We start from the raw sequence: 15,069 nt of genomic DNA on the forward strand, positions 1-15,069 counted from the left end.
TGCAATTTGTCTACACAGTCGACAGGGGTTACGACAGTGGCCAAGCTCGGAATCGCCAAGGACTTCCTGGCCGACTATGCCAAGCTGCAGAAACCCGTCCAGAAATCGGTTTCCGCCGTGATCGACAAGTTCGCGGCACACACCCACGCCGGCATCCACCTGGAGAAACTCGCCAACGCCAAGGACTCCCGCATCCGCACCATCCGGATCACCCAGTTCTACCGGGGCGTCGTACTCGCCCCGACCAGCGGCGACGAATTCTTGCTGCTCACCGTCCTGCCCCACGACGACGCCATCGAGTACGCCAGCAGCCGGCGGTTCACCGTCAACCAGGCCCTCGGCGTCCTCGAGGTCCGCAACCAACAGGCCCTCGACAGCATCGAGCCAGCCCTGCAACAGGCCGCCAAGGCCAACCCGAGCCTGCTGTTCAGCCGGGTCAACGACGCCGACCTGATCCGGCTCGGCGTCGACGCCGACATCCTCCCCCTGGTCCGGCTGCTCACCACCGACGCGCACCTGGAAGCCCTGGCGAACCTGCTACCCACCGCCCAGTACGACGCACTCACCGGCCTCGCCGCCGGATACACCCCGGAACAGGTCTGGGACGAGGTCAGCGCACACCTGCCGACCAGCGCCCCCGCCGAGCCGGTCGACCCGGACGACCTGACCGCCGCCGCCGCCCGCACCCCGGACCGCTTCCATCTGGTCTCCGGACCCGCCGAACTGGCCAGCATCCTCGCCCACCCGTTCGACGCCTGGCGGGTCTTCCTGCACCCGACCCAACGCGAGATCGCCCACCGGCCGTCGTACGCCGGACCGGCGCTGGTCACCGGCAGTGCCGGCACCGGCAAGACGGTGACCGCCCTGCACCGGGCGGTGTTCCTCGCCGCCCGGACGACCGACGGCCCGGACCGGTTGCTGCTGACCACCTTCACCCGCAACCTCGCCGACGCCCTCGACCGGCAACTCGGCCTGCTCACCGACGATGCGTCGGTACGGGACCGGATCGACGTGCTGAACGTCGACCGGCTCGCCTACCGGATCGTCGCCGAAACCCTCGGCCGCCAACCGGCCATCGCCGACGCCAGGACCGTCACCCGACCGCTGTGGGAACAGGCCGCCGCCGCCACCGGCGGGCAGCACAGCGCTGCCTTCCTGCAACGTGAATGGGAGCAGGTGATCCTCGCCCAGGGCATCACCGAGCCGGCCGGCTACCTCGCCGCCCGCCGGCACGGCCGGGGCGCACCGCTGCGCGCCGACCAGCGGCTCGCCGTCTGGGAAGCGATCCGGCAGGTCACCGACGCGCTGCGGCAACAGGACCAGCACACCCACCTGCAGCTGGCCGACCAGGCGGCGAAGATCCTCGCCGAACGGCCGGACCGCCCGTACCGGCACGTCATCGTCGACGAAGGCCAGGACCTGCACCCGGCGCAGTGGCGGCTGCTGCGGGCCGCCGTCGCCGCCGGCCCCGACGACCTGTTCATCGTCGCCGACCCGCACCAACGCATCTACGACAACCACGTGTCGCTGGGCAGCCTCGGCGTCGGGATCCGGGGGCGCAGCCGGAAACTGACCATCAACTACCGCACCACCCAGGAAATCCTCGCCTGGTCGGTACGGCTGCTCACCGGAGTCGACCCGACCGGACTCGACGACCAGCCGGACAACTTGACCGGCTACCGCTCGCCGATGCACGGCCGGCGGCCCCGGATCGCCGGGCACCCCGACCGCGACGCCGAGCACGACCAGCTCGTCAACCAGGTACGCCGCTGGATCGACGACGGAGTCGAACCGCACGCGATCGCCGTCGCCGCACGCAACGGCCACCTGGCCCGCGCCGCCCGCGACCGGCTCGGCACCGCCGGCATCCCGGTCAGCACCCCCACTGCCAGCAAGACCAACGCGGTACGGGTCGGCACCATGCACGCGATGAAAGGGCTCGAGTTCCGCTGCGTCGCGGCGATCGGCGTCGACGCCGACACCATGCCGGCCCGCTCGACGATCACCGCAGCCGACGACGACCCCGCCGCGCACCGGCACGACCTGCAACGGGAACGCTGCCTGCTCTTCGTCGCCTGCACCCGCGCCCGGGACTCGCTCTATGTCTCCTACGCCGGCGCACCCAGCCCGTTCCTCGACGCCCGGCCCACCCACTGACCAACCCCTTGAACCCTCCGCCACACAGCCCTGCTCAACGGACTCACGGCGGGGACCGCCCGTCGGGCCCGCCTCAACACTCGGCCGTCGAGGCGGGATCGACGCAGACGGAGAGCCGGTGCGGGAAGTCGATCGAGCGAACGCCCCCGGTCGACCGGTAGGTCACCGTGACGGGTGGGGCCTCCCACAGGCCGGGCCGGACGGCCGTGATCTTGAATACGGCCGAGTAGCGTTCCCGGCTGGCGTCGCTCGGCAGCAGCTCGGCCGAAGCCGGGTCGACGGCGGTCAGATCAGGTGCGAACACGGGTGGGAACCGGTCGGTGAAGCCGACGCCGTCGGCCTGGTCCGGCGCCAGCGCCACCAGGCCGACCCGGTCCACGCTGACGACGGTCGAGTCGTCCGTCGCCATCTCGACGGAGATCAGCTGGACCGGAGAGCCTGTCACGTTCCGGAAGACGACCAGGCCGTCGTAGCGACTCTGGCTGACCTCAAGCTGTGAGCTGTGCTGGCTGCCGCGCCCGGCCCACTCTAGGGCGACACCCCGATGGTCGTCGTCGGCCAGGCCTGCGGACGACGACTGCGTCGGCGCCCCGCCATCCGGGCCGTCGGTGCACCCTGCGATGCCGAACGCCAGGACCGCGGCGAGGCCCAGGACGGCAGGCAGCTTCCCCATGTCTCCCCACGTCACCCTTTGTTAACACCCGCCCTGCGGGTTCGGATACCACCAGGCCGTCGCCGGGTAGTCGTCCCGCTTCCAGCAGTAGTAGTTCGAACTGTGTGACGCGAGTGGGGCGTACGCCACCGCGTCAACCGACGTGGTCACCGTGCAGTTGGTGTTGAGCCGGTGCTTCCTGAAGCCGAACAGCCGGCCTTCTTTCGTCCGTACCAGTCGGGACGTCACCCCGGACGACAGCGGGATCGAATGGCTCCAGCTGGTCGTGTGGCTCGACCCGACGGTGAGGTCGACGCCGAAGGTGGTCTCAGCCGACGCGACGAGCGCACTGGCCGAGACCGAGAAGCTCGCCGACGTGGTGACCGCGATGTCGATCGTGCCGCTACCGGTGAAGTCGATCGACCCGGGGCCGGTCTGCCAGTCGCTCGCGGTGTCGGTGGAGATCCAGACCTTCTGCGGCGTCCAGACCTCGTAGGTCTCCTCGATAGGACAGGCCTGGGGGACCATGTCGGCGGCCCGCACCGGAGCGACCGCGAGCAACGACAGCGCCGTGCCGGCCGCCACGACCACGGCGGCCCGCACCCCGCTCGGCAGGCGCCCCCGCCCCACCAACGATAATGATCGGGACATATCAATACGGTATGCAGGTCGGTCCATGGATCACAAGGCAGACCCGGCCAGCCCGATGCAAGATCTCCGACAGTCACCTCGACCTCAGGCCAGGCCGGGGGTCAGCAGGCCGCTTTCGTACGCGAGGATGACCAGTTGGGCGCGGTCGTGCGCGTACAGCTTGGTCATGATCCGGTTGACGTGGGTCTTCGCCGTGTGTGGCGAGATCACCAGGTCCTCGGCGATCTGCTGGTTCGACCGGCCGCGCGCGACCAGCAGCAGCACCTCGCGTTCCCGGTCGGTCAACTGGTCGATCGCCTCGCTGGCCGGATTCGGCCGGCTCACCGTGACCGGTACGGCATTGGGTAGCACGTACCGCTCGATGAGGCTGCGGGTCGCGGCCGGCGACAGCAACGCCTCACCGGCGTACACCGCACGGACCGCGCGGACGATCTCCTCCGGCTCCGCCCCTTTGCCGATGAACCCGCTCGCGCCGGCCCGCAACGCCGCCACCAGGTATTCGTCCTCCTCGAACGTGGTGAGGATCAGCACCCGGGTCTCGGCGAGCGCCGGGTCCGCGCAGATCGCCGCCGTCGCGCCGATGCCGTCCAGTTCCGGCATCCGGATGTCCATCAGTACGACGTCGGGGCGCAGCGAGGCGGCGAGCGCGACGGCCTGCGTACCGTTGACGGCTTCGCCGACGACGCTGATCCGGCCGTCGTCGGTCAGGATGTCCGTGACGGCCTGGCGGATCAGTGGCTGGTCGTCCACGACGAGCACGCTGGTCACCGGGGATCCTCCTTGGGCAGTGGCAGGGTGGCGGCGAGCCGGTAGCCACCCGGGGACAGGCCGGTTTCGACGACGCCACGGACCGAGGCGACCCGTTCCCGCAGACCGACCAGGCCGTGTCCGCCACTGGGTACCTCGGGCCGGTCGTCGGACGATCGGCCGGACACCGGGTTCGTGACCACCACCAGAACTTGATTGGCGTCGACCTCGATCAGGACGCGGGCGCGGTGCTCGGCACCGTGTTTGTGCGCGTTGGTGAGACCTTCCTGGACGACCCGGTACGCGACCACGTCGACCGCGCCGCTGACCGCCGCCAGGTCCCCTTCGGTCCGCACCGAGACGCTCAGGCCCGCGTCGGCGAACCCGCTGACCAGCCGGTCGAGCTGGTCGAGGCCAGGTTGCGGGGCCGCCGCCCCGCCAGCGTCGTCGTCCTCGGTACGCAGCACCCGCAGCAGGTCGCCGATCTCGGTCAACACGGTCCGGGCCGCGCCCCGGATGACCCCGAGGGCCTGCTGTGCCCGCTCGGGACGGGTCTGCAGCGCCGACGAGGCCACCCCGGCGTTGAGACTGATCACCGAGATCTGGTGGGCGACGACGTCGTGCAGGTCACGGGCGATCCGCAGCCGCTCCTCGGTCACCCGTCGGCGGGCCTCGGATTCGCGGGTCTGTTCCGCTCGTTCTGCGCGTTCGATGATGGCGCGCAGATACTCCCGCCGGGAGCGGGTGGCGTCGCCAGCGGCGGCGGCGAACGCGACCACGACGGTGACCTGGAACGCGCGGGGATCGAACACGCTCCCGATCGCCGTCAGAAGGTTGAGCAGGGCCGTCACGACGACGGCGGCGCAGGCAGCGGTGAGCGTGGTCCGCCGGTCCGTGCGGTTCGCCGCCCCGAACATGGCGATCGACACGGCGAGCACCACGCCCGGCTCCAGCGCCCCGGTGGCCGCGACGAGACCGTATATGGCGATACAGCCGGCGAGCACGGGCAGCGGCCAGCGCCGCCGCAGCGGCAACAGCCCGGCGGGGACGACCGCGAGGGCGACGGCGACGGTCCCGGCCGGCTCGTGCTCGGGGATCTTGAACTGGATGAGCGCCATCGCGACGATGATCACCGCTGCGACGAGGTCACCGGCCCACGGCGGTACGCGCGGACGGCGGTACCTCGGGTCCGCCGGCCCGGCCGCAGTGGTCGTCATGGTCCCAGTCTGCCGGCCGTCATGAGCGGGCAGGTCCACCTGGCGTGGTAATCCCCGCTACCGCGAACGTGGTACGCGGATGCCCGCCGCAGAGTGACGCGGCGGGCCGGGCCGCCGACGACGATGGAGACACCAGCCGGAAAGCGGCCTGGTCGGCGAATACGAGGAGTCCGATGGAAAGCCCTGTCATCTCGGCTGTCGACGTACGGAAGACGTACGGTCGCGGCGCGAACAGCTTCGACGCGCTGAAGGGAGTCAACTTCGACATTCATGACGGAGAGAGCGTCGCGATCCTCGGCAAGAGCGGATCGGGCAAGTCGACCCTGATGCATATTCTCGCGCTGCTGGACGCCCCGACGTCAGGCACGATCACGCTGGGCGGGGTCGATACCCGTACGCTGCGGGGCAGCCGCCTCAACCAGACCCGGAACAAGACGTTCGGGTTCGTCTTTCAGCAGTTCTTCCTCACCCCGAACATCTCCGTGCTCGACAACGTCATGCTCCCGATGAAGATCGCCGGGGTGGGTCGCAACGAGCGCAAACAGCGCGGCATGGCCGCACTGGAACAGCTGGAACTCGCCGACAAGGCGAAGAACAAGGCCGCTAATCTCTCCGGCGGGCAGAAACAACGCGTCGTGATCGCCCGGGCACTGGTGAACAACCCGCGCATCATCTTCGCCGACGAGCCGACCGGCAACCTCGACTCCACCACCGGCGCGGTGGTGGAGGACATTCTCTTCGACCTCAACCGGCACAACGGCATCACCCTCATCGTCGTCACCCACGACGAGGAGCTCGCGTCGCGCTGTGACCGCCGCATCCTCGTCCGGGACGGCCACCTGGTCGGCGACTCGCTGGCGGTGCCGGCATGAAGATCTCCGATCTGATCGGTTCGGCCACCGCGAACACCTTCCGGTCCAAGACCCGTACGCTGCTGACGATCCTGGCGATCTTCATCGGCGCCTTCACCCTGACCCTGACCAGCGGGCTGGGCACCGGCATCAACGCCTACATCGACGACACGGTGACGGCGATCGGCGCCTCCGACGTCATGACGGTCATGAAGTCCTCGGACACGGACACGGACAACGGCTTCGGTGACGCCGACGCCGGACCTGCCGAGTACGACCCGGACGCCGTGTCGAGCGGGCAGCCCGGTCCGCCCGGTCAGACCGTCGTCGCGCTCACCCCGGCCGACATCGACATGCTGGCCGACATCGAGGGTGTGCTCGACGTCCAGGCCACCAGGTCGATCAGCGCCGACTACATCCAGGTCGGCGACGGCACGCGCTACGTCGTCAACGTCGGTGGGCTGGTCGCCGGGCAGCAGACGCCGCTGGCGGCCGGGGCCGAGCCGGACAACTCGTCATCGCAGCTGCAGCTCGCGCTCCCGACGTCGTACGTCGAACCGCTCGGCTTCGCCGACGGCGCGGCGGCGGTCGGGCAGACCGTCTCGATCGCGGTCACCGACGCCGAGCGCACAGAGCAGGTCATCGAGGCGACGATCGTCGGGGTGGCCGAGGAGACCCTGGCGACCCCGGACGGGGCCAGCATCGTGCCCAACGACGCGCTGACCGACGCGCTGTTCGACGCGCAGAACACCGGCCTGCCCGCCGCCGAGGCGCAGCGGTACGCCCAGGCGAGCATCTGGTTCGACCCGGCCGCGACCGACGAGCAGATCAGCGCGCTGAAGGACCGGCTGGCCGACGCCGGCTACGCCGGGAGCACGGTCGCCGACCAGCTCGGCGCGTTCCGGACCGTGATCGACGGCATCGTGCTGGTGCTCAACGCCTTCGCGGTCATCGCGCTGCTGGCGGCGAGCTTCGGGATCGTCAACACCCTGTTCATGTCGGTGCAGGAACGCACCCGCGAGATCGGCCTGATGAAGGCGATGGGCATGGGCTCCGGCAAGGTGTTCGGCCTGTTCAGTCTGGAAGCCACCTTCATCGGCTTCCTCGGCAGCGCGATCGGTGCGGTGCTGGCGATCGCGGCCGGTACGGCGATCAGCAGTGCACTGTCTGGCGGCTTCCTGTCGGATCTGCCCGGCCTGACGTTGATCGCCTTCGAACCGGTCTCGATCGCGGTGATCATTCTGCTGGTGATGGCGATCGCGTTCCTGGCCGGCACCCTGCCTGCGTCGCGGGCGGCCCGGGCCGATCCGGTCGAGTCGCTGCGCTACGAGTAGGCAGCGGCCGGCATGCACCACGTGCCTGGCGGGATCCGTTCCCGCCAGGCACGTCGCCGTGCAGATGGAGTCGGTCAGGCCGACGATCGATCAGGACGGGAAGTACGAGTTGGTGGTCGTGCTGACGTACGGCGAGTAGTTCCAGTAGTGGTACATCAGGGGAAGCTGGCCCCACTTGGACCGTACGTAGCTGCCGGTGCCGACCCAGATGCCGGAGTGGTCGTCACTGGCGTACGACAGCTTCATGTTGGAGAACCAGATGTACGGCGGGTGCCAGCGGGTGTAGCTGCCGTCCAGCCAGTACTGGTCGTCACCGGGGCTGTTCATCCACCGGTTGTTCGCGCTCGAGGTGCTGTACCAGGCGTACGAGTGGCAGTTGTACTTGCGCGAGGCGTTGCGTTCCCGGGTGGCCGACGGATAGGCGTCGGCCACGAAATTGTTGGCTCTGGTGATCTCGGCACTGGTCAGTTCGGACGTCATGGTGATCACCGAGACCGGGGTGCCGTTGGGGGTGTAGACGGTGCTGTAGTAGTCCAGCGTCCCGACGTCGTCGCGGACCGGGTGGGCGACGCTGGGGTCGGCCAGGTGTGCCCGTACCGCCGCGACGGTGGTCGCCACCGCGCCCGGCCGCAGTTGCAGGCCTTCGCGCAGCAGCTCCGATCGGGTCCAGTCCCAGTTCTCCCGGATCGCGAGCGTGCGACCCAGCAGCACCGCTGTCGGTTCCAGGCTGGCCTGGCCGTACGTCGCGGCGTCAGCCTGCTTGGCCCGGTGCACGGCGAGGCCGACCCGCAGCAGTTCGTCGGACTGCGCCGGGGTCAGGGTGGCCAGCACCTGCGGCTGGGCGAGGACGGTTTCCAGTTTCCACGCGGTCATCACCCGGTCGCCTGCCTCATCGAGCGTCTCACCGTGGCGGGCCGCAAGGTTCAGGGTCCGGTAGCGCTTGAGCAGTTCCTGGCCGGCGTCGGGGCGGCGCAGCAGTTCCTGCAGTCCGGTGAAGCGGGCGGTGACGGTCTCGAAGCCTTGTTGGACGCTGTTGAAGGCCAGGGCGTCGGGCAGCAGCGGGTACGCCAGGACGGCGTCGACGAGCAGCGGGGTCCGCAGGGCGGCGGCGGTCTTGTCCGGCATCTGTACGGCGTCGACCATCTCCTGATGGCTGCTGAACGCGCGCCACTGCGCGGTGCCGGGGGTCACCTGGTAGGTGAAGGGTCGGTCGGCGGCCGAGACCGGGGTGCCGGGCGTGAGGGTGGCGACGAGGGCGCCGGTGACCGCTGCGGCGAGGGCGCGCCGGGTGAGGCGGGCAGGACGGGACATCCGTGATCCTCTCAACGAGAACTGGATCGACACAATGAACACAAAGATCGAAGTAGATTGATCTGTGCTGCTTGAAACGTTACCAGGATCCACAGTTGTGGACTGGTCGCAAGTTCAAGCAGGAGACGGTCAGTGTCAGTAATTCATTGGACACCAGACCAGCGGGTGACATGATCACCCGATGTCGTCCTCCCGTGCCGAGCTGCTGCGGTGGCAGTTCGATCTGACCTGGTCGCTGTTCGAGTACCACCTGGAGCGACTACAGCCCGACGATTTCCTCGCCGAACCGGCACCGGTGTGCTGGACACTGCGGCCGTCCGACGACGGCGACTGGGTGCCGGACTGGGCAGACGGCGAACCGGATCCGACTCCGGTGCCGACGATCGCCTGGCTCGCCTGGCACATCGGCTGGTGGTGGACCGTCGCCATCGACCACGTCGAGAGTCGTACGCCCCACGACCGCGCGGATATCCGCTGGCCGGGCAGCGGTGCGGCATCCATCGGCTGGCTGCGGGAGTTGCGTGCCACCTGGACCACGGTGCTGGACCGACTCGCCGACGCCGACCTCGACCGCCCGACGGCCTATCCGTGGCCCGCCGAAGCCGGGCTCAGCCTCGCCCACCTGGCCAGCTGGGTCAATGCGGAGCTGATGAAGAACGCTTCGGAAATCGGCCAGCTCCGGATGCTCCGGGCAGCGCATGGCGACCTCGACCGGACCACCTTCTGACCGGGGCGGGACCGCGCCAAGTCAGACAACTGCCAGAATCGTTTTTCATATTGGCTATTGTCTAAGTAACTTTGACATGTTAGCACTTGCATAAACATCGACACACAACAAAACTGTCAATATCCAGTAAGCCTGAGATCCCCAGTCCCATTCAGGAGGGAACAGTGCGGATCAGCCACACGACCAGCCGGGCAACCCGGCTGCTCGCCGTCGCCGTCGGCGTACTCACCGCCGGCGCGCTCGCCCTGCCATCCGCCGGTGCAGCCGCCCCGGTCGTCTACACCGCCAGCGAACTAGCCCAGGTCAGCGACCTGGTGGAAGCCTCCGGCGTCGAAGGGATCGCCTGGCACGTCGACAGCGCCTCCGGCCGCGTCGTGGTGACCGCCGACACCAGCGTCTCCCGCGCCGAGATCGCCAAGATCCGGCGGACCGCGCGCGGGAAGGCCGGCGCGATCCGGGTGGAGCGTACGTCCGGTGTCTTCACCCGGCTGGTCTCGTCCGGCGACCCGATCTACGGCAGCGGCGGCCGGTGCTCGCTCGGGTTCAACGCCGTGCGCGGCAGCACCTACTACTTCCTCACCGCCGGGCACTGCGGTGAGGTGGTCAGCACCTGGTACAGCAACTCCGCGCAGACCAACCTGATCGGCCCGACCATCGACTACAGCTTCCCCGGTGACGACTACGCGCTGGTCCGCTACGACAACCCGGCGCAGAGCCACCCGGGTGGGTTCAGCGTCGGCGACGCCTTCGTCGGGCAGTCGGTGACCCGCACCGGTTCCACCACCGGCACCCACAGCGGTACGGTCACCGCGCTCAACGCCCGAGTCCGCTACCTGGGCAGCGGGGTCGTCCGCGGTCTGATCCGGACCAACGTCTGCGCCGAGCCGGGCGACTCCGGCGGCCCGCTCTACTCCGGGTCGACCGCGCTGGGCCTCACCTCGGGCGGCAGCGGCAACTGCCGGACCGGCGGCACGACCTTCTACCAGCCGGTGCGTGAGGCGGTCAACGAGTACGACGTGACGATCTACTGATCGGCCCGGCCCGGCCGACGTCGGCTGGCCAGCAGCACCCGCAGCATCATCGCCGGAGTCGCCAACGACGCCGGCCGGGCCAGCAGATGTCGCACCAGCAGCGCCTGCCGGGCCACCACCGGCGACGTGTGGCAGGCCCGCGACACCAGGTTCCGGTACCGGTTGACCAGGCCGGTCCCGACCGGCCGGTGGCCGGTGGTCCGGGGGTCGGCGAAGTCGGCTCCGACCGCGGTACGCCACAGTGCGTCGACCGCCCGGCCGGCCCGACGGTAGAAGGCACCGGCCAGCCGTGGCGAGGTCGGCCCGTACCGCCGCAGCGCCCGGTCCAATGCCCGGGCCTGCAGCGCGGCGGACGTCATGCCTTGCCCGTGGATCGGGTTGAGGCTGCAGATCGCGTCGCCCAGGACCAGGAATCCGGCCGGGGTACGGCGCAGCCGTTCCACCTGCCGGCGTTGATCGGTGGCGATCCGGTGGGTCAGCACCGGGCTGAGCGCTTCGGCCTTGGTCAGCACATCGGCGATGGTGGGCGACGGGAGCTCCCGGGCGAAGGCCTCAAACTCGGCCGGGTCACTGGGCGGCACCTCCCCGTGCCGGGAGCCTATGGTGATCAGCCAGCGGTCGCCTTCCACCGGCACCATGGTGCCGGTCCGGTGGCCGCCGGCCCGGTCGTCGACCACCACCGCGATGGCACCGTCGAGGTCGTCCGGACCCCGCCGGACCAGCTGCGACGCATACGCCGCGTCGACCCGTACCGCCGCGACCTCGGGTGCCGGGAAGCCCAGCTCGGCCAACTGATCCAGGAAGTGGGTGTTGCGCCCGGTGCAGGCGGCGACCAGGTTGGCCCGGTGCTCGACGCCGTCCACCCGGACCCCGACGATCTGGTCGGTCGCGCCCACCAAGCCGTCGACTGCGGTCTGGTCGACGACGGTGACGTTGCGCCGCTGCCGCAGCAGGCACCGACGGACCGCATCCTCCAGCAGCGGCCGACTCGCCGACACGGCGAGGAAGCCGAGGTCGGGACGGACACGGTAGCCGCCGCCCTGATGCCACACCAGGTCGGCGCCGTGCAGTGGGACGGCACCGGCGGCGACCAGTTCCCCGGTCAGCCCGGGGAACCAGCCGTCAAGGAGCCGCCGACCGGCCGCCAGCAGCAGGTGGCAGTGGCGGCCCTGCGGGACGCCCCGGCGTGGCACCGCGTCGTCGGGCAGCCGGTCCCGTTCCAGGACCGTCACCCGATCGACGTGGTCGCTCAGCACCCGGGCGGTGACCAGGCCCGCGATCCCCGCCCCGATCACGATCGCGCTGGTGCCGTCGCTGTCGCTCACCCTTGTTTCGCCCTTCCGGGTCGAACCCGCCGACCCGCCGACGGGTCCTACGACCATCGGGCCGCGACCGGACCCGGCGCGTGATGGAGATCTGAGGACCCTGAGGAAGGACTGAGCCTCAGGGGTCAGCCCAACCCGAAACGTTCGGCGTGGATCTGAGCGTTCGGCACGCCGATGGCCCGGACGCTGTCGACCACAGCGGTGGTCATCGCCGGCGGCCCGCAGACGAACACCTCGCGTTCGGTGATGTCCGGCACCCGGGCGAGCAGGTTCTCCGGGTCGAACGGCCGGTTCGGCGGCGACCCGGACCCGGTGCGCCCGGTCAGCACGTGCAGCTGCGCACCCTGCGCGGCGGCCAGCCCCTGCAGCTCGCCGAGGAGCACCGCGTCGGTTTCCCTGGCCGCCCGGTAGAGGACCACCGTCGAACCGCCCGACTCCTCCAGCAGCGCCCGGATCGGGGTGACCCCGACGCCACCGGCGATCAGCAGGGTCTTGTCCAGTTTGCGGTGCAGGTTGGTGAACGCGCCGTACGGTCCCTCGATGAAGACCCGGTTGCCGACCTTCAGGTGCCGCAGCCCGGCGCTGGTCTTGCCGGCGGCCTTCGCGGTCAGCCGCAGGGAACGCCCGTCGGGTGCCGCCGACAGCGAGAACGGGTTCGCCTGCCACCAGCGGTTGTGACCGGGGAACCGCCAGATGCAGAACTGCCCGGCGCGCGACGGCAGCCGGTCCAGATGGCGGCCGGTGACGTACACCGACGTCACATTGTCGGCCTCGGGCACCACGGCGGCGACCCGGAACTGGTGGTACGCGTTGCGCCACAGCGGCACGGCGACCCGGTTGACGATCAGCGACCCGATCACCAGCGCCCACAGCGTCCACCAGTAGATGTTGGCCGGGGCCGAGTCAAAGGTGGTCGTCTCCATGAACTGGTGCACCAGGCCGGCCAGCAGTGCGAGGTAGATCAGCACGTGCAGGCTGTGCCAGGCCTCGTACGGCAGGCGGCGTCGGGCGTACCGGATGGAGGCCCCGACCACGACGATCATGATGCCGGCGGCGATCATCCCGAGCAGCGAGGCGGTCACCCCGGCCAGGCTCAGGAACGTCTCGCCGAAGCCCATGTCGTACAGGGTGGCGTAGCCGGCGATCACGAACACGGCGTGCAGCATCACGGTCCAGAACAGACCGAACCCGATCCACCGGTGCCAGGCGGTGAGCCGGTCCATCCCGAGCCGCCGGTCCAGCCAGGGAATCCGGGCCACCAGGGTCAGCTGCAGCATCATGATCATGGCGGCGTGCAGGCCGAAGAACTTCGCGACGGTCAGCACCGGGTGCTTGCCCTGGCCGTACGCGAAGAACGCCACTTCGAGGATCAACAGGTTGGCCGCCAGCACACCCCACAGGGTCCAGCGGGCCAGGGTCATCGGGGGGATGCCGGTCGGAGGGGTCGGGGTGGGGGTGGCCTCCATCGCGTCTCGCACGCGTTTGGGATCGCCGTACAGCCGGCTCACTGCCTTGCTCCCTGCTATCAGTTATTTCGATCGAATTCTGGGAAGGGTGCCCCGCCGCCGGCGCTGGTGGCAACCGGCGGACGTTCGGGTCCGGTTCGATCATGAAGCAGGCATGCCCCGCCACGCTTGGCGGAGATCTGAGGATTTTCTGAGGATCCCCGTGCCGGGGGCACGGGCACCACTCAGAGCCGACGGGTACGGCTCAGAGCAGCTCGTGGCGTACCACGTTCTCCTCCCGGCCGGGACCGACGCCGACCACACTGACCCGGGCCCGGCACAGCTCCTCGATCCGGGCGATGTAGCGCCGGGCGTTGACCGGCAGCTCCGCCTCGGTGCGGGCCGCGGTGATGTCCTCCCACCAGCCGTCGTGCTCCTCGTAGATCGGCGTGGCGTGGTGGAAGCCGGTCTGGGTCATCGGCATGTCGTCGAACCGCTCGCCGTCGATCTCGTAGCCGACGCAGATCGGCACCTTCGCCAGCCCGGTCAGCACGTCGAGCTTGGTGACGACCAGGTCGGTGATGCCGTTGAGCCGTACGGCGTACCGGCCGACGACCGCGTCGAACCAGCCACAGCGGCGCTCCCGACCGGTGGTGGTGCCGTACTCGGCTCCGATCTTGCGCAGATGGTCACCGGCGGCGTCGAACAGCTCGGTCGGGAACGGCCCGGAGCCGACCCGGGTGGTGTACGCCTTGGTCACCCCGATCACCTTGGTGATCGCGGTCGGCGGGATGCCGGTGCCCACACAGGCCCCGCCCGACGTGGGGTTGGACGAGGTCACGAACGGGTAGGTGCCGTGGTCCATGTCGAGCATGGTGGCCTGCGCGCCCTCCAGCAGCACCGTGTCGCCCCGGTCAAGGGCGTCCCAGAGGATCGCCCGGGTCTCGGCGATGTGCGGACGCAGCCGCTGCGCGTACGCCAGGTACTCCTCGACCACCGCGTCCAGGTCCAGCGCCTTGCGGTTGTAGACCTTGAACAGAATCTGGTTCTTCTCCCGCAGCGCCAGCTCCAGCTTCTTGCGCAGGATGCCGGGGTCGAGCAGATCCTGCACCCGGATGCCCATCCGGGCCACCTTGTCGCCGTACGCCGGCCCGATGCCGCGCCCGGTGGTGCCGATCCGCGACGATCCGAGGTAGCGCTCGACCACCCGGTCCAGCGCCCGGTGGTGCGGCATGATCAGGTGCGCGTCACCGGAGATCCGCAGCCGGGAGACGTCCACGCCGCGTTCGGCGAGGCCGTCGATCTCGGTCAGCAGGACCTTCGGGTCGACCACCACCCCGTTGCCGATGATGATCATCGCGTTCGGGGAGAGCGCACCGGACGGCATCAGGTGCAGGGCGTACTTCTGCCCGTCCGGCGTGATCACGGTGTGCCCGGCGTTGTTGCCGCCGGAGAACCGCACCACGTAGTGGACCCGCTCGCCAAGCAGGTCGGTAACCTTGCCCTTGCCCTCGTCACCCCATTGCGCGCCGAGCAGCACGATCGCTGGCATCTTGTGTAACCCGCCTCCATGGGGCTCGGGTGCCAGGTGGCGACCGCGTGGCAAGCCCGAGGAGTCAGG

Annotated in this window: 13 protein-coding genes; 5 read left to right on the forward strand and 8 right to left on the reverse strand. The window is 69.6% G+C overall.

The window, feature by feature from the left end; all coding sequences use genetic code 11:
• Window positions 1-36: 36 nt before the first annotated feature.
• Complete coding sequence (locus tag ACFHW1_RS24825) at window positions 37-2,157, forward strand: UvrD-helicase domain-containing protein (RefSeq protein ID WP_416551053.1); 2,121 nt, start codon at window positions 37-39, stop codon at window positions 2,155-2,157.
• A gap of 73 nt (window positions 2,158-2,230) precedes the next feature.
• Here the strand turns inward: ACFHW1_RS24825 and ACFHW1_RS24830 are convergent, their stop codons facing one another.
• The 4 genes from ACFHW1_RS24830 to ACFHW1_RS24845 form a co-directional block, all read right to left on the reverse strand.
• Complete coding sequence (locus ACFHW1_RS24830; protein ID WP_416551052.1) at window positions 2,231-2,830, reverse strand: hypothetical protein; 600 nt, start codon at window positions 2,828-2,830, stop codon at window positions 2,231-2,233.
• 21 nt (window positions 2,831-2,851) lie between these two features.
• Window positions 2,852-3,460, reverse strand: coding sequence for a hypothetical protein (locus ACFHW1_RS24835; RefSeq protein ID WP_416551051.1), 609 nt, complete (start codon window positions 3,458-3,460; stop codon window positions 2,852-2,854).
• Window positions 3,461-3,544: 84 nt separating this feature from the next.
• The gene (locus ACFHW1_RS24840; protein ID WP_416551050.1) at window positions 3,545-4,228 is read right to left on the reverse strand and encodes a response regulator; all 684 of its coding nucleotides are present in this window, start codon (window positions 4,226-4,228) and stop codon (window positions 3,545-3,547) included.
• Complete coding sequence (locus tag ACFHW1_RS24845) at window positions 4,225-5,424, reverse strand: sensor histidine kinase (protein ID WP_416551049.1); 1,200 nt, start codon at window positions 5,422-5,424, stop codon at window positions 4,225-4,227. The genes ACFHW1_RS24840 and ACFHW1_RS24845 overlap by 4 nt, the downstream gene beginning before the upstream one ends.
• 173 nt (window positions 5,425-5,597) lie before the next feature.
• Between ACFHW1_RS24845 and ACFHW1_RS24850 the strand changes: the two genes are divergently transcribed.
• Window positions 5,598-6,296, forward strand: a complete 699-nt coding sequence (locus ACFHW1_RS24850; RefSeq protein ID WP_416569082.1) for an ABC transporter ATP-binding protein — start codon at window positions 5,598-5,600, stop codon at window positions 6,294-6,296.
• Window positions 6,293-7,609 (forward strand): ABC transporter permease, encoded by a 1,317-nt coding sequence (locus ACFHW1_RS24855; protein ID WP_416569081.1) that lies wholly within the window; start codon window positions 6,293-6,295, stop codon window positions 7,607-7,609. Before ACFHW1_RS24850 ends, ACFHW1_RS24855 begins: the two co-directional genes overlap by 4 nt.
• 90 nt (window positions 7,610-7,699) lie before the next feature.
• On the opposite strand, the gene ACFHW1_RS24860 is transcribed toward ACFHW1_RS24855, so the two are convergent.
• A complete protein-coding gene (locus tag ACFHW1_RS24860; RefSeq protein ID WP_416569080.1) occupies window positions 7,700-8,920 on the reverse strand; it encodes a hypothetical protein in 1,221 nt (406 codons plus the stop codon).
• 181 nt (window positions 8,921-9,101) lie between these two features.
• On the opposite strand from ACFHW1_RS24860, the gene ACFHW1_RS24865 reads away from it, so the two are divergent.
• Together ACFHW1_RS24865 and ACFHW1_RS24870 are read left to right on the forward strand one after the other, a co-directional pair.
• Window positions 9,102-9,647: a DinB family protein gene (locus ACFHW1_RS24865; RefSeq protein ID WP_416551045.1), complete on the forward strand. Its 546-nt coding sequence runs from the start codon at window positions 9,102-9,104 to the stop codon at window positions 9,645-9,647.
• 164 nt (window positions 9,648-9,811) lie between these two features.
• The gene (locus ACFHW1_RS24870) at window positions 9,812-10,678 is read left to right on the forward strand and encodes a trypsin-like serine protease (protein ID WP_416551044.1); all 867 of its coding nucleotides are present in this window, start codon (window positions 9,812-9,814) and stop codon (window positions 10,676-10,678) included.
• Here the strand turns inward: ACFHW1_RS24870 and ACFHW1_RS24875 are convergent.
• The 3 genes from ACFHW1_RS24875 to ACFHW1_RS24885 all read right to left on the reverse strand — a co-directional run bounded on the left by ACFHW1_RS24875 (window position 10,672) and on the right by ACFHW1_RS24885 (window position 15,000).
• A complete protein-coding gene (locus tag ACFHW1_RS24875; protein WP_416569079.1) occupies window positions 10,672-12,003 on the reverse strand; it encodes an NAD(P)/FAD-dependent oxidoreductase in 1,332 nt (443 codons plus the stop codon). The genes ACFHW1_RS24870 and ACFHW1_RS24875 overlap by 7 nt on opposite strands.
• A gap of 125 nt (window positions 12,004-12,128) precedes the next feature.
• Window positions 12,129-13,511, reverse strand: coding sequence for a ferric reductase-like transmembrane domain-containing protein (locus ACFHW1_RS24880; RefSeq protein WP_416616224.1), 1,383 nt, complete (start codon window positions 13,509-13,511; stop codon window positions 12,129-12,131).
• Window positions 13,512-13,713: 202 nt separating this feature from the next.
• Window positions 13,714-15,000 carry an adenylosuccinate synthase gene (locus ACFHW1_RS24885; RefSeq protein ID WP_281552466.1) on the reverse strand — a complete coding sequence of 429 codons (1,287 nt, stop codon included), beginning with the start codon at window positions 14,998-15,000 and terminating at the stop codon, window positions 13,714-13,716.
• Window positions 15,001-15,069: the final 69 nt, after the last annotated feature.

Source organism: Micromonospora sp. LOL_014 (assembly GCF_048060245.1).
GTDB lineage: Bacteria > Actinomycetota > Actinomycetes > Mycobacteriales > Micromonosporaceae > Micromonospora_E.